The organism is Streptomyces sp. NPDC007971 (assembly GCF_042958635.1).
Lineage (GTDB): Bacteria > Actinomycetota > Actinomycetes > Streptomycetales > Streptomycetaceae > Streptomyces.
Genome location: NZ_JBIBJK010000021.1, coordinates 156,516 through 175,852, shown reverse-complemented (window position 1 = coordinate 175,852; position 19,337 = coordinate 156,516). Strand labels below are relative to the sequence as shown.

The window sequence follows — 19,337 nt, the reverse complement described above, 5'->3', positions numbered from 1 at the left end:
AGTTGTCTCAGCCGTGCACTCCGCCGTCGCCTCAGACCTGTGCTCCGCCATCCCGTCGGTCCTGTGCTCCGCCGCGGAGCGGTAGTCCGCAGGCGCGGTAGATCTCGTCGAGGACGCCCATCGTCACCACGGCATCCCTGGCCGAGGTGATGACCGGGCCGCCGTCCAGCACCGCCGCGGCGAATGCCGACAGCTGGCAGGCGTAGCTCGACGGATTCCGGGACACGCGCTCCCGCCGCACCACACGCCCTCCTTCCTCACGGGGCGCGCGGACCGTCACCCGGTGGTACAGATGAGGCATCACGAAGTTGGTCACGTCCAGTTCGCCGTCCGTACCGACCGCCCGGGCGCGGACCGACAGCACACGGCGCGACCACATGGACGCGCGGACACGTCCGGTCACCCCGCCCGGGAACGCGAGCTCGGCGCTCATCGCCCGGTCGATGCGCGGATCCTTGCGCAGTGTCAGCATCCGCGCCGCCGTCACCGCCGGGTCTGCCCCGGTGAGAAGGCGGGCGACGTGCACGGCGTAGCAGCCCGCGTCCATGGTCGCGCCACCCGCCAGCGCGTAGTCGTATCGGATGTCGCCGAACCGGGGCAGCGGGAAGCACACGTCGGCCTCGACGTGGTGGAGTTCGCCGAGTTCACCGCTCTCCACGATCTGTCGCATCCGCGCGGCAAGCGGGTGGTGGCGGTAGTGGAAGGCCTCCATCACCACCAGGCCGCTGAGCGCGAAGGCTGCGTCGGCGGCATCGGCGACGCGCTCGGCCTCGGCGCGATGCGAGGCGAAGGGCTTCTCGCACAGGACGTGTTTGCCGGCCCCGAGAGCCTTCAGCGTCCACTCTGCGTGCAGCCCGTTCGGCAAGGGCACATAGACGGCGTCCACCTGGGGGTCGGCGAGCAGCTCGTCGTAACTGCCGTGCACGACAGGGACTCCGTGCTTGCGCGCGAACTTCTCGGCTCGTGTGCGGTCGCGAGCCGCGACAGCGGTCACGGTGACGCGCGGTACCTGCCGCGCGGGCTGGATCAATGCGCTCGGCGCGATGGCGGCTGCTCCGAGCAGCCCGACCCTGAGGCTCGTGGACATGGCGATCAGTGTGCCAGCGCCACGTCCCCGCCTGCCCGGCAGAGGATGAGTACCGGCCCGGCAGGAGGGGAGTCCCGGCCCGGGTGAAGTGGCCCGGGTCCGGCACGGGTCTCGGGGTCTCGTGCTCGGCAACGTGGAACGAGTGGACCTCGTCGCTGTCGTTCTTGATCGTCCACTCTTCCACGGTGTTGAGCCTGGACCGGAAGTCGATGCGGTTGTGGTCGAACTGCTTGTGGTGGATGTAGAAGAGCGTGCCCGCCTTGTTCTCCGTGAAGGTGCCCGTCTTGCGGCCCGCGACGGGCTCCTTCGCTAGGTCGTCCACCGGGGCGAAGGCCGTGGGCAGGGCCACGGGCCGCATCGGCTCGCCGTCGGACCGGACCGTGGCCAGCGTCGCCCTCCCGGCCGGTGCCCCGCCCCGATGCTCGCCAGGCGCCACAGCTGGGTCTCGCCGGGCCTGATCCCGATCCGCGGGTTGAGCTGCCCGTTGACGGTGCGTGTGGTGGGCGCCCCCATCTTGAGATCCGCGGTCTTGATCCGGTCCCCCACGAGTTGGGAGTCCTTGAGGGCGACGCCGTGCTGCGTGATCCCGTGGAGCCGCAGGGGGCCGCAGGGGGCCGCAGCGCACGCTGCCCCATGCCCCATGCCCCATGCCCAAAGGCTGTGCACGACCCTCTGCACGCCCGGCAGGCCGGTGGCGGCCGGGCCCGGACGATGCGCGCGATGCGCATGAGGCTCCCTACGCTCGTAGGGAACGGGTTCCTTTGGACCGTCCGCAGACGGTCCTGGAGGTGACAGCCATGCGAGCCTCACTGATCCAGCTCTCCGTGGACGCGTCGGACTCCCCCGACGACCGCCGGCGCAGGGCGGCGTCGCTGGTCCGCGACCGGGCGGGCGACGATCTGGTGGTCCTGCCGGAGCTGTGGACGGCCGGCGCCTGGTCGTACGACCGCTGGGAACACGACGCCGAAAGAGTCGACGGCCCCACCGCCGAGATCATGTCCGCCGCCGCCCGTGAGGCCGGGGCATGGCTCCACGCCGGATCGATCGTCGAGCGGGACGGGGACGGAACGCTGTACAACACCGCCCTGCTCCTCGACCGGAACGGCGAGCTGCGCGGCCGCTACCGCAAGATCCACCGCTAAGGCTTCGACACCGGCGAGGCGACCTTGATGGGCGGCGGCCTCGACATCGTCACCGTGCCCGCCGACTTCGGTGTGATCGGCCTCGCCGTCTGCTACGACCTGCGCTTCCCCGAACTGTTCCGGGGCCTGCTCGATGCGGGGGCAGAGCTGATCGTGGTGCCTGCCGCCTGGCCCGCGGCCCGTCTCGGCCACTGGCAGCTGCTCGCGGCTGGCCACCACGTGGCGCACGTGCTGGCGCACCCCGGCTGCCAGCATGCTGCGCATGACCGGAGTGGGATGAATGCGCTCCCCGGGCCGCCCGAACCGGCCGACCATCTCGGCGTTCGCAGGCCAAGCGCCAGTCGAAGGACGACACGACGCCGGCGACGATCCAGGGAATGAATCCGCGCAGATAACCCATTGAACGTTCCTCGGTGGAAGGGAAGGGACGGCTGCTGAGGGGTGCTCCCCCGAGGCCGTCCGGTGAACCGACGCCGACTGGATGCGGGGCGAGGCCCGAAGTTCGGAGCCGTTCATGTGACACCCGTCACATGCTCTGTCGGGATGGCCGCACCGCTCCGATCGGCCCGTCCGGCGCCCCGGGCTCCGAAACGCACAAATGATCTCTTACTGTCATAGTGCGACCATGGACATCACCTCGGAGCGGGGCCGGGTCCACCGCGGCATCCGTACCCGTCGCGCGGCCCTCGCCCTGACCGGTGCCGTCGGTGTCGCGGGTGCCGCCGTCCTCGTCGCCCTCCCCCGCGCCGAGCACCGCACCCCGGCGCCCGCCCGACATCCCGCCCCCGGCGCCTCTGCCGGCGCTCCCTCCTCGGGCGCCTCCTCCTCGGACGCCTCCGCCTCGGGTGCCGGGGCCGACACACCGTCACCCGGTACCCGGGGCATCGGCGACCCGCTCCTGCCGCTCGACGGCAACGGGGGCTACACGGTGCGCCGCTACACCCTCGCCCTCGACTGGCGCGCGCCCAGCACGCCCTTCCCGGCGACCGCCACCGTGAGCGCCACCGCCACCCAGGCCCTGTCCCGCTTCGACCTCGACTTCGCGGGCAACACCCTGCGCACCGTGACCGTCGACGGCACACCGGCCAGAGCCGTCCGCGACGGCGACGAGCTCGTCGTCACTCCGGCGCGGCCGGTCCCCCGCGGCCGGGCGTTCACCGTCCGGGTGGCCTACACCGCCGACCCGACACAGCGACGGCACCGCGACGACGCGATCCAGGACTACGGCTGGGTCCCCACACCCGACGGCACGCTGCTCTCGCTCCAGCCCGACGGCGCCAAGATGGTCTTCCCGGCCGACGACCACCCGAGCGTGCGGGCGCCCTTCACCTTCCGCATCACCACCCCGGCGGGCCTGACCGCGGTGGCCAACGGGCGGCTCGTCGAGCGCGTCCGGCAGCCCGGCGGCCGGGTCCGGTGGACGTACGACTCCGAAGAGCCGGTCGCCACCCAGCTGGTCCAGCTGGCCATCGGGAAGTTCGACGTCGTTCAGAGCAAGGGGCCGCGCGGGCTGCCCGTGCGGGACGTGGTCCCGGACGGCCTGGTCGGCGACACCGAGGCCTACCGTTCGCTCACCCCCGGGCATCTGGCCTGGCTGGAACAGCGGCTCGGCCCCTATCCCTTCCGCCGCTACGGCGTCCTGGTGGGGGACACCGACCTGCCGGTGGCACTGGAGACGCAGTCGCTGTCCGTCGTACCGAGCACCGACCTGCTGGGCGACCGGATCGACGCCGAGCGCAACCTCGTGCACGAACTGACCCACCACTGGACCGGCGACAGCGTGGCGATCCGCCGGTGGTCCGACCTGTGGCTGAGCGAGGGTCACGCCCGTTTCTACGAGCTGCTCTACGGCGACACGCGCGGCGGCCCCGACCTGGAGGGCATGATGCGGTCCGCGTACGCACACCACGACCAGTGGCGGCACGACGACGGCGCCCCCGCCGAGCCCACCGAGCCGGGCTTGTTCCGGCAGATGCGCTACGACGGCTCGGCGCTGGTGCTCTACGCGCTCCGGGAGAAGGTCGGCGAGGAGACCTTCCAGCGGATCGAGCGGTCCTGGGTGAGCACGTACCGGGGCCGCGCGGCCGGCACCCGGGACTTCGTCGGGCTCGCCTCCGCCGTCGCCGGCGAGGACCTGACGGCCTTTCTGACCCCGTGGCTGTACGGGCCGCACACCCCGCCCATGCCGGGGCACCCCGACTGGCAGGTGGACCCGATCGAGGAGGACTGAGCCCTCCCCCGCCGCGGCGGGCGGCCTGCCGCCGACCGGGTGGCCTCGGCCCTCGGCTGGTCCACGCCGGTGGCACTCGGCGCGACGCGGCGCGCGAGGCACGGAAACGTACGAGGGGTGACGTGTCGGGCAACCGTCCTTGCCCTGAAGGGCAACTCCCATTGCCCCGGTCGCATGTGTCCTGGCCACGCTGAACCTCGTTGGAGGCACCTCCATGAAAAAACGCGTCGCCCACCGCGTCTCCAATGCCGTACGCGGGCACCGGCGGATCATCTGTGTGACCGCTTCGGCGGCGCTTCTGGTGCCGTTGCTGATCGACCGCTCGGGCGAGGCCGGCCCGCCCGCCGACCAGCGTCTGCAGGACGACTACACCGCCGCCGCCAACGAGTACCACGTGCCCCGGAGCGTCCTGATGGGCGTGTCCTACCTGCAGTCGCGGTGGGACTCCCATCCCGGCGTCCCGAGCGTCGTCGGCGGCTACGGGCCGATGCACCTCGTGGACGTCAGCGGGCTCCAGACGCAGCAGCCGGGCCCGCAGAACGCCTCGCCGCCCGCGGCGACGGCGGGGTCGCCCGCCTCCGGCAAGGAGAACCCGGCCGCCGCCATCGGGCAGGCGGACCTGCGGAAGGCCGCCGCCCTGACCGGACTTCCGGCGGACCGGCTGCGGACCGACGACGCCGCGAACGTACGCGGCGGCGCGGCCCTCCTGGCAGCGACCCAGCGGCAGCTCGGCAAGTCGCTCAGCACCAACCCGGCGGACTGGTGGGACACCGTGGCGCGGTTCCCGGGCGGGGGCGACCGCGCGTCCTCGTCGGTGTACGCGAACGACGTCTTCGACGTGATCCGCCGGGGCGCGCACCGCACCACCGACGCCGGGCAGCGCGTCAGCCTCCCCGCGAGTCCCCGCGTCCGCCCGCACCCTCCCCTGACCCAGGCGCCGCCGCGGCCGAGGGAGGTCGACTGCCCGGCGGACGTGACCTGCTCCTGGCTGAGCGCGCCGTACGTCCAGATCGACGACGACGAGTACGGCAACCACCAGCTGGCCGACCGGCCCCGGGACCAGCGGATCGACTACATCGTCATCCACGACACCGAGGCGCCGCTGGCGTCGATGCTCCAGACCATCCAGGATCCGTCGGAGGCGTCCTGGCACTACTCCATCCGCTCCAGCGACGGCCACATCACCCAGCACGTCAGGATCAAGGACGCGGCCTGGCACTCCGGCAGCCAGTTCGTCAACGCCCGCTCGATCGGCATCGAGCACGAGGGATTCCTGCGGCAGCCCGACGCCTGGTTCACGGAGCAGATGTACCGGTCCTCGGCGCGCCTGGTGAAGTACCTGGCGAAGAAGTACGGGGTTCCGCTGGACCGGCAGCACATCTTCGGCCATGACAACGTTCCGGCGCCGACCGACGACAGCATCCCGGACATGCACGACGACCCCGGCCCCTTCTGGGACTGGCGGCACTACTTCGATCTGCTGGGCGCGCCGCTGAAGGCCACGGCCGGGCCGGACAGCGACATCGTGATGATCCTGCCGGACTACGCCCACTACAAGCCGGAGTTCACGGGGTGCCGCAAGACCGGTGTGCCGTGCGCACCGCACGGCTCCAGCGCCGTGCGCCTGCACACCGATCCGGACGAGCACGCTCCGCTGATCCAGGACCCGGGCCGGCACCCTGACGGCGAGGACTCCACGGAGGACGTCGACGACCTCGGGTCGCGGGTCTCCGCGGGCCAGACCTTCGCGGTCGCCGAACGCAGCGGCGACTGGACGGCGATCTGGTACCAGGGCCACAAGGCGTGGTTCAGGAACCCGGAGAAGCAGCCGACGGCCGTCGGTGCGCGCGGCCGGATGGTGACGCCCAGGGACGGCCTGAAGGAGGTCGAGGTGTTCGGCCGCGCCCTCCCGGAGGAGGACGCCTTCCCGGAAGGGGACGAGGACGAGCTGCCCGAGCCCTCCCCGCTCCCGTACACCATTCGCGCGGACCAGCGGTATGTGACGACGTCCCGTGTGCTCGGGTCCGTCCTGGAGAAGGCGTCCGGCGGCGACGCCCCGTCCACCGTGGTCATGGGCAGCGAGGCGTACTACGAGATCCAGCTCGGCCACCGGCTCGCCTACGTCCGGGCGAGCGACGTGGACGTGGTGAAGGCGTCGGGCTCGGCACCATCGGGCTCGGCGGCATCGGGCTCGGCGGGCCCGTCCGGACTCTCCACCCGGTGACCGCAAGCATCACCACGGCTCTCCACCCGGTGACCGCAAGCATCACCACGGCTCTCCACCCGATGGCCGCAGGCATCACCACGGCCTTCGGCAGGGCCGGATCGTCCACCTGGGTCACCTCGTCGCTCTCGCGCATCCGAGGACGCCCTCACTGCCGTCGGCACGCGGCGGCGGCACGTGCCGACGGACGCCCCCGGTCAGCCCTGGGCCCGCTTGTGGCGGCGCTTGCGGTTCGGCCGGCGCGGGGGGTGGACCGTGTCCAACTCTCCTACGGCAGAGCGGACATGAGGCGGTTCCTTCGCATCGGCCGAACCGGCGCACCACCACGACGGACGCCCGGACACCTCGCGCACATGCATCCCCAGGTCGTGCAGCGAGCAGACCGGCCACACCTGCCACAGGCGCTCCGTGACCGTGTCCTGGGCGGCTTCGGCGACCTCCTGCAAGGCAGCTGCCGGAGTAGTGCGGTCGAGCCACAGGGGCCCGCCGTGCCACTCGCCGGAGGAGAGGGCGACAAGGAACTGCGCCGGTTCGCCTTCTTCCCAGGCCGGCACGGCAAGGAGCTGCAGCGGCCGCTGCTCGGGCAGCGTCGCAGCCAGATCCTTGTTCACCACTGCCAGGGCCTCGTCCCAGAGCGGGTGTTCACCCGACGTGACGGGGCGCGGTTCGAGCCGGTCGTAGGGCGACGGATGCATACGGGCATTGTCTCCCGCGCCCCCGCGCGATGTTGACGGAGGACGCCCCTCGGTACCAGGCTCGCTTCGCCAGGGAAGTGAGGTGCGAGCGTGAAGGACACGGGGGACGTGAAGGACACGAGGGACGCGAGGGACACCGAGGACGCGAAGGACACCCTCGATCTCGACGGGGCCCGCGCGGCCCTGGCCGCGCAGCCGTTCAGCGTGCTGCTCGGTGCACGGCTGGTGGCCTTCGGGGCCGGCGCGGCCACGCTGGAGCTCGACATCCGCGAGGAACTGCTGCAGCAGCACGGCTTCCTGCACGGCGGAGTGCTCGGCTACGTGGCGGACAACGCCCTGACGTTCGCCGCCGGTGCCGTGCTCGGCCCGCGCGTCGTCACCGCCGGCTTCACCATCGACTATCTGCGCCCGGCCACCGGCACGCTCCTGCGTGCCGAGGCCCACGTCGTCCGGGGCGGCCGCACCCGGGCCGTCTGCCGCTGCGACGTGTCCGCCGTCGGCGCCGACGGGACGCCCCGGCTGTGCGCGGTGGCGCAGGGCAGCGTCTCCGTGGCCGGGCATGCGCAGAGCTAGCGCCTCTCCGTGGGCTCTCGCCGGGGTCGCGGGCCCTGGCGCGCACTCCAGCACTGCCTCCAGGGCGTGGGGGCATCCCGGGCGGCGTTGTCGTCGCCGGGGATGAGGCGCCGTGCCCCGAAGCCGGCCCGATCCGACAGAAAGACCCGGTGCGGCCGCCCGCCGCGGCCACCCGTGCAAGGGAGTCCGAGATGTACGTACGGCGTGTCGTGCCCCACCTGCGGTCCACCGCGCTGCCCGGGAACGCGGAGTTCTACGGCGTGCTGGGCTTCGAGGAGGTCATGAACCACGGCTGGATCATGACGCTCGCCTCCGCCGCGAACCCGGCCGTCCAGCTGAGTCTCATGAGTGAGGACCGCACCGCGCCCGTCGTCCCCGATCTGAGCATCGAGGTCGACGACGTCGACGCGGTCTACGCGGCGATGCGGGAGCGGGACGCGGAGATCGTGCACCCGCTCACCGACGAGGAGTGGGGGGTGCGGCGGTTCTTCGTGCGCGACCCCGACGGCAGGGTGGTCAACGTCCTCAGTCATGGCTGAACCGGCGGTCCGGCCGAAGGGCGCCTGCTGGACGTGGTCCTGACGAGCCGTGAGACTGGTCCGCGTCCCACGCCCCGGCTCCGCAGGACGGTGACCATGGAAGAGAAAGTCCCCCGCGTCGAACTCACCCCGCAGGCAGCCGAGCTGGTGCGCCGGCTGCGCGCGGAGCACGGCCCGCTGATGTTCCACCAGTCGGGCGGCTGCTGCGACGGCAGCGCGCCCATGTGCTACCCGGACGGCGAGTTCCGCACCGGCGGATCGGACGTGCTCCTCGCCGAACTGGCGGTCGAGGGCGTCGAGGAGGCCGTGACGTTCTGGATGTCGCGCAGCCAGTACGAGGCGTGGAGCCACACCCGGCTGATCGTCGACGTGGTACCCGGACGGGGTAGCGGATTCTCGCTGGAGGCACCCGAGGGGGTGCGTTTTCTCACCCGTTCTCGCGTAGTCGACGCCTAGGCACCCCACAGGCCATCGCCTTCTGGTGCACTTCCCCGGAGTCCTGGGAGAGTTGACGAGACATCAGGGGGCGCAGTGGCGCGCGATCGGCGGCAGACGGCAGCAGGCAGATCGGTTCTCACGGTTCTCACGGCGTTCGGTGTACTGGCCGGTGCGGCCCTTGCGGGGGCGGCACCGGCCGGTGCCGTACCGCTGGGCAAACGGGTCGCACCGGGGGTCACCTACCGGCAGTTCGACATCTCTGCGGCGGCAGGGGAGACACACGCCCACCTGCTGACCGTCGACCTCGGCAATCCGCATGTCCGGCTCGACCTGTTGTACCCGGGGACGGTGGCCGCCCGGGCGACCGTCTCGAAGCTGGCCGACTCGGTGGGCGCGGTCGCGGGGGTCAACGGGGATTTCTTCAACATCACCGAGACCCAGCACCCGGGCGTCGAGGCGACGGGCGCGACCGTGGGGCCGGCGATCGCGGGCGAGCAGGTGCTGAAGGCGGCGGTGCCGACGGGCCAGCGGTTCGGGCCCTCGCTGCCGCCCGGGACGACCACGACGGACGTCTTCGGCGTGGGCACCGACCGGCGGGCCCGCATGGACCGCCTCACGCTCACCGGCTCCGTCACCACGCCCGAGGGGCGGTTCCCGCTCAGGGGCCTCAACCAGTACGCGCTGCCGGAGAATTCGGTCGGCGCCTTCACCTCCCGCTGGGGCAGCGCCTCACGGATGCGCGCGACCTGCGGCACGGACACCGACCGGGCGGCCGCGTGCAGCACGGACACCCACGAGGTGACGGTCGAGGACGGCAAGGTCCTCTCCGCGTCCGACACCCCGGGCAGCGGCCCGGTCCCCGCGGGCGCCACGGTCCTGGTGGGCCGCGAGGAGGGCGCCCAGCAGCTGCGCAAGCTGTCGGTCGGTGACCGGGTGACCGTCACGCACGGACTGGTGGCGGCCACGGCCAAGGTCCCGTACACCTTCGCGATCGGGGGCTACCCGGTCCTGCGCGGCGGAGCACCGCTGTCCGGCCTCGACGACTCCGTCTCGGCCGTGCGCACCGTCGTGGGCTTCGCGGACGACGGGCACCGGATGCTGCTCCTCGCGCTGGACGGGGCCGCCGCCTACCGCAGCGGCATGACCATCGCCGAGGAGGCGGCCACCATGAAGGCGCTGGGCGCGTCCGACGCGTTCAACCTCGACGGCGGCGGGTCGAGCGAGATGGTCACCCGGGACGCGGGCGCCGGCGCTGTGACGGTCCGCAACCACCCGAGCGGCGGCGCCGAGCGGCCCGTGCCGGACGGCATCGGGGTCTTCTCGTCCTGACGCCGTGGCTCAGGGCCGCAGACTGCTCACCAGCTCGGCGGTCGCGGTGAGTCCGCTGTGGATGGTGGGCGCCATGCTGGTGCTGGCCAGGTAGAAACCGAGCAGCATGCAGACCAGGGCGTGCGAGACCTTCAGCGCGCCGTTGCGCATGAAGATCACGGCAATGATCAGGAGCAGCAGCACCACAGAGATGGAAACGGCCATCGGGAACCTCCTCCGCCACGCCCCTTCTGCGGCGTTCGGCCGCAAGTGTGGCGTAGCGGAGGGTTCGTCCGGGCGGCTGACACTCCCCCGATCGTGTGGTGTTACGCGGACGGGTGTGCGTCGAGGAACGCCTCCAGGCCTGCAAGGTCGTCGGTGTTGAGGTAGTCGACACCGCAGGCGAGGAGTTCGCTCCACAGCGCGTCCCGGGCCGGGCCGGCCGCGTCCGGCGTCGCCCAGAACCGGATCACCTGCCCGCGCTCATGGGCGGCGCCGGTGATGCTGCGCAGCTTGTCCCGCTCGGCGTCCGGGAAGGGGCCCTCGCCCAGCCAGGTGAAGTTCAGCGTCCAGTTGTCGCTGATCAGCGGGATGAAGGAGGCGGGGGCCGGGCTGCCGAGGTCGGTGAGCCGGCCGTCGTAGAAGGCGCGGCGCTCGGTCTGGGCCTCCATGGGCGTACGGGCGGCCCGGTCGCCGGAGATGACGGCGGTGACCGGTCCGTGGTGGACCCGGCCGTGCGCGTACCGGGTGAACAGGTGCGGGTAGCGCCTGAGGTGCCGGTCGAGTTCGAGGTAGGTCGAGGAGCCCTCGGTCTTGATGTCGACGAGGAGTTGGAGCGACCGGCGCCACCCCCGGTACACGGACCCGTGGTGGGCCCGGACGAGAGCGGCGAGCGGATCGAGGTAGAGGGATTCGAGGGTACGGGTCGGATCCAGCTCGGAGGCGTCGTGGCCGATGAGGAGCTGGTCACCGACGAGGAAGATGTCGGCCTCGACGCTGCCGAAGCGGTGGCCGAGGGCGTCGAACAGCGGCCGCGGGTGCTCGTAGTCGTTGTGGGCGTGCGCGTTCCACAGCGGGCACGGGCCGCGGTGGCCGCCACGCGCCCGGGCGCTGGTGGCGGGCAGGGCGATCGCGCCGGCGAGGGCGGCGCCGAGGGTGGTGAGGGCTCTGCGACGAGTGGTGAGTGCCATGCTCTGCCTCCCTTGAGGGGCCGGATGGGACCGGGGAGAGTATGCGTGCGCTCTCCACTCAACGGGCCCTGTCCGTTGGGGAGTTGGCCGGACTGCCGCCCTCTGTTCACTTCACCGGAGCACGGGCACGGGAAAGCCCGCCCCAGGTGGGGCGGGCTTGCGCGTGCCGTGGGTCAGGGTGCCCGGAGGTCGACCAGTTCGGCCAGTGCCTCCCGGTGGGCGCCCGCGGTGCCGTAGGCGATCGAGTCGGCCTTGGCCCGCTTGAGGTACAGGTGGATCGGATGCTCCCAGGTCATGCCGATCCCGGCGTGCAGCTGCAGTGCCTCCTCGGCCGCGCGGACGGCGGCGGGCGCCGCGTACGCCTGCGCGACGGCGACCGCGACGTCGGTGTCCTTGCCGGAGGCCAGCGCGTCCGCGGCGGCCCGGGCGGCGGCGCGGAGGTTGACGACCTCCAGCCACAGCTGGGCGAGCCGGTGCTTGAGCGCCTGGAAGCCGCCGACCGGGCGGTTGAACTGCTTGCGCTCCTTCAGATACCGGACCGTCTCCGTCAACGCCCATTCCGCCAGGCCCAGTTGCTCGGAGGCGAGCAGTCCGGCGGCGGCGCGCAGGGCCCGTCGTACGGCGGGTTCAGCGGCGCCGAGGCGGCGGCCCGCGGCGCCGTCGAGGGTGACGGTGGCGAGGGGGCGGGTGAGGTCGAGGGAGACCTGCGGCGTGACGGTCACCGCGGAGGCGTCGACCGCGTACAGGCCGCCGTCGTCCGCGGGCACGAGCAGCAGGTCGGCGACCGCCGCATCGGCGATGCCCGTCAACTCCCCGTACAGGAGGCCTCGTTCGGTCCGTACGGTCGCGAAGGGGGCACCGGGAGCGGTGTGCAGACCCACGGCGAGCGCGCCCACCGTGGTCGCGGACGCCAGCTGTGCGAGCAGATCGCCGGCCCCGCACTCCAGCAGCGCTTCCGTGGCCACGACCGCGCTCGTCAGGTACGGGACGGGCGCGACGGCCCGGCCCAGTTCCTCAAGGACGACGGCGGCCTCCCGGTGCGTGGCGCCCTGGCCGTCCAGCTCCTCGGGAATCAGCAGGCCGGCGAGGCCCATTGCGTCGGCCAGCGTCTTCCACAGCGCGATGTCGTGCGGTGCGTCCGACTCGGTGCGGGCGATCACCGCGGCCGGGCCGCCGCGGTCGGTCAGCAGATCCCGCACCGCCGACCGCAGCGCCTCTTCCTCCTCGGAGTAGAGGAGATCCGGCTGTGTGCTCATCGGACCAGGTCCTTCCAGGCGACGTCCTTGTCGGTGCGCGGCTCGGCGGGCAGGCCCAGCACGCGCTCGGCGACGATGTTCAGCAGAATCTCGCTGGTCCCGCCCTCGATGCTGTTGCCCTTGGAGCGCAGGTAGCGGTATCCGGCGTCGCGGCCGGTGAAGTCGACCAGCTCGGGGCGGCGCATGGTCCACTCGTCGTACAACAGGCCCTCTTCGCCGCGCAGTTCGACCTCCAGGCCGCTGATCTCCTGGTTGAGGCGGGCGAAGGCGAGCTTCATGCCGGCACCCTCGGGACCGGGCTGGCCGGCGACGAGCTGCTGGCGCAGCCGCTCGGCGGTGAGACGGGAGACCTCGGCCTCGACCCACAGCTTGAGCAGCCGCTGGTGCAGGTCGTGGGTGCGCAGTGCGGGGCGTTCGCGCCAGGTCTTGACGACCGGGCCGATCATGCCGCCCTCGCGGGGCAGCCGCATGCCGCCGATGGCGACGCGCTCGTTGTTGAGCGTGGTCTGCGCGACCCGCCAGCCGTCGCCGACCTCGCCGAGGCGACGAGAGTCGGGGATGCGGACGCCGGTCAGGAAGACCTCGTTGAACTCCGCCTCGCCGGTGATCTGGCGCAGCGGCCGCACCTCGACCCCGGGGTCGGTCATGTCGCAGAGGAAGTAGGTGATGCCCTGGTGCTTGGGCACGTCCGGGTCGGTGCGGGCGATGAGGATGGCCCAGCGGGCGATGTGGGCGCTGGAGGTCCACACCTTCTGCCCGTCGATCACCCACCCGTCGCCCTCACGGACGGCCCGTGTGCCGAGGGCGGCCAGGTCGGAGCCGGCGCCGGGTTCGCTGAACAGCTGGCACCAGACCTCCTCCCCGGTCCACAGGGGCCGCAGATAGCGCCGCTTCTGCTCCTCGGTGCCGTAGCGCAGGATGGTCGGGGCGGCCATGCCGAGGCCGATGCCGATGCGCCGCGGGTCGTTGTCCGGGGCGGCCGCGGCCTCCAGCTCGGCGTCCACCACGGCCTGCAGGGCCCGCGGGGCGCCGAGGCCACCGAGGCCCTCGGGGTAGTGCACCCAGGCCAGCCCGGCGTCGAAACGGGCCTGCAGGAACTCCAGACGTCCGGTCGCGGCGGGTGGGTGCGCGGCCAGCAACTCCCTTGTGCGGGTCAGCAGTTCTTCGGTGTCGGTCATGCCGCGGCTCCGTTCTCCATCAGGACGGCGACCCGGCCGGTGGTCACGCCGTCGGCGACCCGTTGCACGGCCGCCGCGGCCTGCCCGAGCGGCACCCGCTCGCTCACCAGCGGCTTGATCGCGCCCCGTGCGGCCAGTTCGGTGAGCTGCTCGTGGCAGTGCAGGATCAGCTTGGGGTCCTTGGTGTTGTACAGGCCCCAGTGGAGGCCGAGGATCGAGTAGTTCTTCACCAGGGCGTGGTTGAGCGCGGGGCTCGGGACGCTGCCGCTGGCGAAGCCGACGACGACGATCCGGCCCTCGAAGGCGACCACCTTGGCGGACTGGGCGTAGGCCGCGCCGCCGACGGGGTCGTAGACGACGTCGGCGCCCCGGCCTCCGGTGGCCTCCTTCACGGCCGCGATCACGTCCTGGCTGCGGCGGTCCACGACCACGTCGCAGCCCAGCTCGTGGGCGACGGCCGCCTTGTCGGCGCCGCCCACGACCCCGATCACGGTGGCGCCGGCCGCCTTGCCGAGCTGAACGGCCGCGCTGCCGACCCCGCCGGCGGCGGCGTGCACGAGGAGGGTCTCCCCCGCCTCCAGACGGGCCCGGCGGTGCAGGCCGAACCAGCCCGTCTGGTAGCCGATGTGCAGGGCGGCGGCCTCCGCGTCGTCCAGCGTCCCGGGCGCGGGCAGCAGGGCGCGGGCGTCCGCGACGGCGTACTCGGCGAAACCGCCGTACGGCAGCGCGGGATTGGCGATCACCCGGCGGCCGTCCTCGGTCTCGCCGCAGATCTCCACTCCGGGGGTGAAGGGCAGCGGCGGCCGTACCTGGTACTCGCCCCGGCACAGCAGGGCGTCCGGGAAGTTGATGTTGGCGGCGCGCACGCGCAGCAGCACCTGGCCGTCGGCGGGTGTGGGCCGCTCCACCTCCGCCAGGCGCATCACCTCGCTGGGCTCGCCGTTCTCGTGCACTTGCCATGCCTGCATGCGGGGCCTCCACGGGACTGCTTCGTCTGACCGGGTCCGACGGCATACTAAGCGGTCGCTTGCCATTCGGGGAACAGGAGAACGCGTCACACGCTCGTCGGCCGCGCCCGTACGTGCATCCGCTCCCCCTGCGGCCCGAACAGACTGAGGAACTCCACCGGCCCCTCGCCGGTCGACCCGAACCAGTGCGGCACCCGCGTGTCGAACTCGGCCGCCTCCCCCGCCGACAGCACCACGTCGTGCTCGCCCAGCACCAGCCGGAGCCTGCCCGAGAGCACGTACAGCCACTCGTACCCCTCATGGGTGCGCGGCTCGGGCTCCTGCGTGCGCTGCGGTTCGAGGACCTTGAAGGCCTGGAGGCCGCCGGGCTGGCGGGTCAGCGGCCAGAAGGTGCGGCCGTACCGCTCCAGGGGCTTCGCCCGCACCCGGGGGTCACCGACCGGCGGAGCGCCGACCAGTTCGTCCAGGGGTACCTGGTGGGCCTGGGCGATGGGCAACAGCAGCTCCAGGCTGGGCTTGCGCAGACCGGACTCCAGCCGGGACAGGGTGCTGACGGAGATGCCGGTCGCCTCGGACAGGGCCGCCAGCGTCACCTCCCGCTCCTTCCGGATGCGCCGCAACCTCGGGCCCACGCCGGCCAGAACGTCGTCGGTGTTCTCGGTACTCATACCAGAATTGCAGAATCGGCAAAGACGTTTGTCAATCCGGCAGCCACCTGCCGGCCGTCTGCCGCCGAGGCGGCCACCATGGCCGAAGGGCTCGACGAGAGCCACGGCGTGGCCGTCACCCCAGGCAGCACGGTCGGCCCGACCGCCGCGCCGGTGCCGAGCCCGGGCCGTCCGCCGCGCCGGTGCCGGGGCCAGAGCTGTCGGCCGCGGTGGCACCAGGCCGAGGCCGGGGCTGTCAGCCGCGCTGGTGCCGGGCCGGGGCCGCGATCAACGGGGAGTTGCTCTCGGCGGCTTCGATGCCGCCGTGCGGGTGTAGAGCCGGCGCCCGCGGTGCACCATGACTGCATGCTGCTGACCCGGCTCGCCGAGGTGTCCCGGGAGGTCGCCGCGACGGCCGCCCGGTCCCGCAAGACGGCCCTGCTCGCGGAGCTGTTCCGGGACGCGGAGGCGGACGACGTGCCGATCGTCATCCCCTACCTGGCCGGACGGCTCCCCCAGGGACGGCTCGGCGTCGGCTGGAAGGTCCTGAGCCGGCCGGTGCCGCCGGCCGCCGAGCCCTCCCTGACCGTGCGGGAGGTCGACGCCCGGCTCGGCGAACTGGGCGAGGTGGCCGGGCCCGGCTCCCGGACGGAGCAGGCCAGGATCGTCGGCGAGCTGATGGGCGCGGCCACCGAGGAGGAGCAGCACTTCCTGCTCGGCCTACTCACGGGCGAGGTCCGCCAGGGCGCACTGGACGCGGTCGCCGTGGAGGGGCTCGCCCGTGCGACGGACGCGGACCCGGCGGACGTACGGCGGGCGGTGATGCTCGCCGGGTCCCTGCAGACGGTCGCCCAGGCCCTGCTCGCCGAGGGGACCGGGGCGCTGGAGCGGTTCCGGCTGACGGTCGGGCGTCCGGTGCTGCCGATGCTGGCGCGCAGCGCCTCCTCGGTGGCCGAGGCGGTGGAGAAGCTGGGCTCGTGCGCGGTGGAGGAGAAGCTGGACGGCATCCGCGTCCAGGTCCACCGGGACGGCGGCACGGTACGGATCCACACCCGCACCCTGGACGACATCACCGACCGGCTGCCCGAAGTGACCGCCGCCGCCCTGGGGTTGACGGGCGAGCGGTTCATCCTGGACGGCGAGGTGATCTCCTTCGGCGGTGACGGCCGTCCGCGCTCCTTCCAGGAGACTGCGGGCCGGGTCGGCTCCCGGACGGACGTGGCGAAGGCCGCCGGTCAGGTCCCGGTCTCCCCCGTCTTCTTCGACGTCCTGGCCGTCGACGGCCGCGACCTGCTCGACCTGCCCTTCGCCGAGCGGCACGCGGCGCTGGCGCGGCTGGTGCCGGAGCCGATGCGGGTGCGCCGGGCCGTGGTGTCCGGCCCGCGGGAGACCGCCGAGGCTGAACGGTTCCTCGCCGACACCCTGGCCCGCGGCCACGAGGGCGTGGTCGTCAAGGCGCTCGACGCCCCCTACAGCGCGGGCCGGCGCGGCGCCTCCTGGCTGAAGGTCAAGCCCGTGCACACCCTGGACCTCGTGGTGCTGGCGGCGGAGTGGGGCCACGGCCGGCGCACCGGCCGGCTCTCCAATCTCCACCTCGGCGCCCGCGCCCCCGACGGCAGCTACGCCATGCTGGGCAAGACCTTCAAGGGCATGACCGACGCGATGCTCGCCTGGCAGACCGAGCGGCTGCGGGACCTGGCCGTCGAGGACGACGGCCGCGTGGTCACCGTACGGCCCGAACTCGTCGTGGAGATCGCCTACGACGGCCTGCAGCGCTCCTCCCGCTACCCGGCCGGGGTCACCCTGCGCTTCGCCCGCGTGGTCCGCTACCGCGAGGACAAGCGGCCCGAGGAGGCCGACACGGTGCAGTCCCTGCTGGCGGCCCACCCGGAGGTCGCGCCGTGACGGCAGGGACGACGAGGCGCAGCGCGGGACTGCTGCTGTTCCGGCGCACCGACGCCGGACCGGAGGTGCTGCTCGGCCATATGGGCGGACCGTTCTTCGCGAAGAAGGACGCGGGGGCATGGACCGTGCCCAAGGGCGAGTACGAGCCCGACGAGTCCGCCTGGGACGCGGCCCGCCGTGAGTTCCGGGAGGAGCTGGGGCTTGCGGTGCCCGACGGGGAGGCCGTGGCGCTCGGCGAGATCACGCAGGCAGGCGGCAAGAACGTCACGGCCTGGGCGATCGAGGCCGATCTGGACCCCGAGGCGATCGAGCCCGGCACCTTCACCATGGAGTGGCCGCCGAGGTCCGGCCGGACGCAGGAGTTCCCGGAGCTGGACCGGGTGGCGTGGTTCGGTCTCGACCGGGCCCGCACGGTGATCGTCAAGGCCCAGGCGGCCTTTCTGGACCGGCTGGCACAGCACACGGGCTAACCGCGGGGCACGGGGCACGCCAGGACAGCGCACTACACGTTGCGGTCGGCAGCGCCGCGCGCGAAGGTCGGAACAAGCCCGCTCCCAGGGAGGTCAGCCATGCCCATCGCGACGGTGAACCCGGCGAACGGCGAGACGCTCAAGGCATACGAAGCCATGGGCGAGGAAGAGCTGGAACGCCGGCTCCAGCTCGCCGAGGCCACGTTCCGCACGTACCGGACGACCTCGTTCGCCGAACGTTCCCGGCTGCTGGACAAGGCCGCGGACCTGCTGGGCGAGGACCAGCAGGAGATCGCCCGGGTGATGACCACCGAGATGGGCAAGCCGGTCGGACAGGCCCGCGCGGAGGCGGCGAAGTGCGCCAGGGCGATGCGCTGGTACGCCGAGCGCGCCGAGGGGCTGCTCGCCGACGAGGAGCCGGCCGAGGCGGACGTGCGGGACTCCGGCGCCTTTCGGGTCCGGGTCCGCTACCGGCCCATGGGCCCCGTCCTCGCGGTGATGCCCTGGAACTTCCCGCTCTGGCAGGTGATCCGTTTCGCCGCGCCCGCGCTCATGGCGGGCAACGTGGGCCTGCTCAAGCACGCCTCGAACGTCCCCCAGACCGCCCTGTATCTGGAGGATCTCTTCCACCGGGCGGGCTTTGGGGAGGGCTGCTTCCAGACCCTGCTGATCGGCTCGGGAGCGGTCGACGGCATCCTGCGCGACGAGCGGGTGAAGGCGGCGACGCTCACGGGCAGCGAGCCGGCCGGGCGGGCGGTCGCCGCCACCTGCGGCGAGATGATCAAGAAGACGGTACTGGAGCTGGGCGGCAGCGACCCGTACGTCGTCATGCCCTCGGCCGACCTCGACCGGGCGGCGCACACCGCCGTGACCGCCCGGGTGCAGAACAACGGGCAGTCCTGCATCGCCGCCAAGCGGTTCATCGTGCACACCGACGTGTACGACGCCTTCACCGAGAAGTTCGTCGCGGGCATGCGGGCGCTGAAGGTCGGCGACCCGCTGGAGGAGGACACCGACGTCGGGCCGCTCGCCAGCGAGCAGGGGCGCAGCGACCTGGAGGAGCTGGTCGACGACGCGAAGCGCAGCGGGGCGGGGGTGCTGTGCGGCGGCGAGCGCCCGGACGGGCCGGGCTGGTACTACCCGCCGACGGTCCTGGCGGGCATCACCCGCGAGATGCGCATCCACCGCGAGGAGGCGTTCGGACCGGTCGCCACGCTGTACCGGGCCGGCGACCTGGACGAGGCCGTCCTGATCGCCAACGACTCGCCGTTCGGGCTGAGTTCCAACGTGTGGACGCGCGACGACAAGGAGGTGGAGCGGTTCGCGCGGGACCTGGAGGCGGGTGCCGTGTACGTCAACGGCATGACCGCCTCCCATCCGGCGTTCCCGTTCGGTGGTGTGAAGAGGTCCGGATACGGGCGTGAGCTGTCCGAGCACGGAATCCGGGAGTTCTGCAACATCACCACGGTTTGGCAGGGTGCGTGAGC

Annotated in this window: 17 protein-coding genes and 1 pseudogene; 10 read left to right on the top strand and 8 right to left on the bottom strand. The window is 72.5% G+C overall.

Translation table 11 applies throughout. From position 1 onward, the window contains the following. Positions 1 to 31: 31 nt before the first annotated feature. A complete protein-coding gene (locus tag ACFZCP_RS35615; protein ID WP_391436238.1) occupies positions 32 to 1,087 on the bottom strand; it encodes a Gfo/Idh/MocA family oxidoreductase in 1,056 nt (351 codons plus the stop codon). Between the two features lie 797 nt (positions 1,088 to 1,884). Between ACFZCP_RS35615 and ACFZCP_RS35610 the strand changes: the two are divergent. The 3 genes and pseudogenes from ACFZCP_RS35610 to ACFZCP_RS35600 all read left to right on the top strand — a co-directional run. Beyond that, positions 1,885 to 2,493 (top strand): annotated as a pseudogene (locus ACFZCP_RS35610) (nitrilase-related carbon-nitrogen hydrolase); the annotation flags it as partial. Positions 2,494 to 2,854: 361 nt separating this feature from the next. Next, complete coding sequence (locus tag ACFZCP_RS35605) at positions 2,855 to 4,459, top strand: M1 family aminopeptidase (RefSeq protein WP_391436233.1); 1,605 nt, start codon at positions 2,855 to 2,857, stop codon at positions 4,457 to 4,459. Between the two features lie 214 nt (positions 4,460 to 4,673). After that, positions 4,674 to 6,683: an N-acetylmuramoyl-L-alanine amidase gene (locus ACFZCP_RS35600; protein ID WP_391436229.1), complete on the top strand. Its 2,010-nt coding sequence runs from the start codon at positions 4,674 to 4,676 to the stop codon at positions 6,681 to 6,683. A 197-nt stretch (positions 6,684 to 6,880) separates the two neighbouring features. Here the strand turns inward: ACFZCP_RS35600 and ACFZCP_RS35595 are convergent, their stop codons facing one another. Next, entirely contained in the window at positions 6,881 to 7,378 is a 498-nt protein-coding gene (locus tag ACFZCP_RS35595) for a hypothetical protein (RefSeq protein ID WP_391436222.1), read from the bottom strand. Between the two features lie 183 nt (positions 7,379 to 7,561). Between ACFZCP_RS35595 and ACFZCP_RS35590 the strand changes: the two genes are divergently transcribed. The 4 genes from ACFZCP_RS35590 (at position 7,562) to ACFZCP_RS35575 (ending at position 10,257) form a co-directional block, all read left to right on the top strand. Then, on the top strand, positions 7,562 to 7,951 hold the full coding sequence (locus ACFZCP_RS35590; RefSeq protein WP_362695294.1) for a PaaI family thioesterase: 390 nt from the start codon (positions 7,562 to 7,564) through the stop codon (positions 7,949 to 7,951). Between the two features lie 191 nt (positions 7,952 to 8,142). Continuing rightward, complete coding sequence (locus ACFZCP_RS35585; protein WP_391436219.1) at positions 8,143 to 8,490, top strand: VOC family protein; 348 nt, start codon at positions 8,143 to 8,145, stop codon at positions 8,488 to 8,490. Between the two features lie 96 nt (positions 8,491 to 8,586). Next, positions 8,587 to 8,946, top strand: a complete 360-nt coding sequence (locus ACFZCP_RS35580; protein ID WP_391436215.1) for a DUF779 domain-containing protein — start codon at positions 8,587 to 8,589, stop codon at positions 8,944 to 8,946. 75 nt (positions 8,947 to 9,021) lie between these two features. Further along, the gene (locus tag ACFZCP_RS35575) at positions 9,022 to 10,257 is read left to right on the top strand and encodes a phosphodiester glycosidase family protein (RefSeq protein WP_391436212.1); all 1,236 of its coding nucleotides are present in this window, start codon (positions 9,022 to 9,024) and stop codon (positions 10,255 to 10,257) included. 9 nt (positions 10,258 to 10,266) lie between these two features. Here ACFZCP_RS35575 and ACFZCP_RS35570 read toward each other — a convergent pair whose 3' ends face one another. From ACFZCP_RS35570 to ACFZCP_RS35545, 6 genes are all read right to left on the bottom strand, one after another. Next, positions 10,267 to 10,461, bottom strand: coding sequence for a hypothetical protein (locus ACFZCP_RS35570; RefSeq protein WP_362695182.1), 195 nt, complete (start codon positions 10,459 to 10,461; stop codon positions 10,267 to 10,269). Positions 10,462 to 10,562: 101 nt separating this feature from the next. Further along, a complete protein-coding gene (locus tag ACFZCP_RS35565) occupies positions 10,563 to 11,426 on the bottom strand; it encodes a phosphatidylinositol-specific phospholipase C/glycerophosphodiester phosphodiesterase family protein (protein WP_391436200.1) in 864 nt (287 codons plus the stop codon). Between the two features lie 173 nt (positions 11,427 to 11,599). Next, positions 11,600 to 12,682 carry an acyl-CoA dehydrogenase family protein gene (locus tag ACFZCP_RS35560; RefSeq protein WP_391436196.1) on the bottom strand — a complete coding sequence of 361 codons (1,083 nt, stop codon included), beginning with the start codon at positions 12,680 to 12,682 and terminating at the stop codon, positions 11,600 to 11,602. Then, the gene (locus ACFZCP_RS35555; RefSeq protein ID WP_391436191.1) at positions 12,679 to 13,860 is read right to left on the bottom strand and encodes an acyl-CoA dehydrogenase family protein; all 1,182 of its coding nucleotides are present in this window, start codon (positions 13,858 to 13,860) and stop codon (positions 12,679 to 12,681) included. Before ACFZCP_RS35555 ends, ACFZCP_RS35560 begins: the two co-directional genes overlap by 4 nt. Continuing rightward, complete coding sequence (locus tag ACFZCP_RS35550) at positions 13,857 to 14,828, bottom strand: zinc-binding dehydrogenase (protein WP_391436186.1); 972 nt, start codon at positions 14,826 to 14,828, stop codon at positions 13,857 to 13,859. The genes ACFZCP_RS35555 and ACFZCP_RS35550 overlap by 4 nt, the downstream gene beginning before the upstream one ends. Positions 14,829 to 14,914: 86 nt before the next feature. After that, positions 14,915 to 15,496 (bottom strand): cupin domain-containing protein, encoded by a 582-nt coding sequence (locus ACFZCP_RS35545; RefSeq protein ID WP_391436180.1) that lies wholly within the window; start codon positions 15,494 to 15,496, stop codon positions 14,915 to 14,917. 345 nt (positions 15,497 to 15,841) lie between these two features. Here ACFZCP_RS35545 and ACFZCP_RS35540 point away from each other — a divergent pair, with 345 nt between their 5' ends. The 3 genes from ACFZCP_RS35540 to ACFZCP_RS35530 all read left to right on the top strand — a co-directional run bounded on the left by ACFZCP_RS35540 (position 15,842) and on the right by ACFZCP_RS35530 (position 19,335). Further along, positions 15,842 to 17,380 carry an ATP-dependent DNA ligase gene (locus ACFZCP_RS35540; protein WP_391436175.1) on the top strand — a complete coding sequence of 513 codons (1,539 nt, stop codon included), beginning with the start codon at positions 15,842 to 15,844 and terminating at the stop codon, positions 17,378 to 17,380. Then, complete coding sequence (locus ACFZCP_RS35535) at positions 17,377 to 17,850, top strand: NUDIX domain-containing protein (RefSeq protein ID WP_362695161.1); 474 nt, start codon at positions 17,377 to 17,379, stop codon at positions 17,848 to 17,850. Before ACFZCP_RS35540 ends, ACFZCP_RS35535 begins: the two co-directional genes overlap by 4 nt. Before the next feature lie 99 nt (positions 17,851 to 17,949). Beyond that, positions 17,950 to 19,335, top strand: a complete 1,386-nt coding sequence (locus ACFZCP_RS35530) for an NADP-dependent succinic semialdehyde dehydrogenase (RefSeq protein WP_391436168.1) — start codon at positions 17,950 to 17,952, stop codon at positions 19,333 to 19,335. The last annotated feature ends 2 nt before the right edge of the window (positions 19,336 to 19,337 follow it).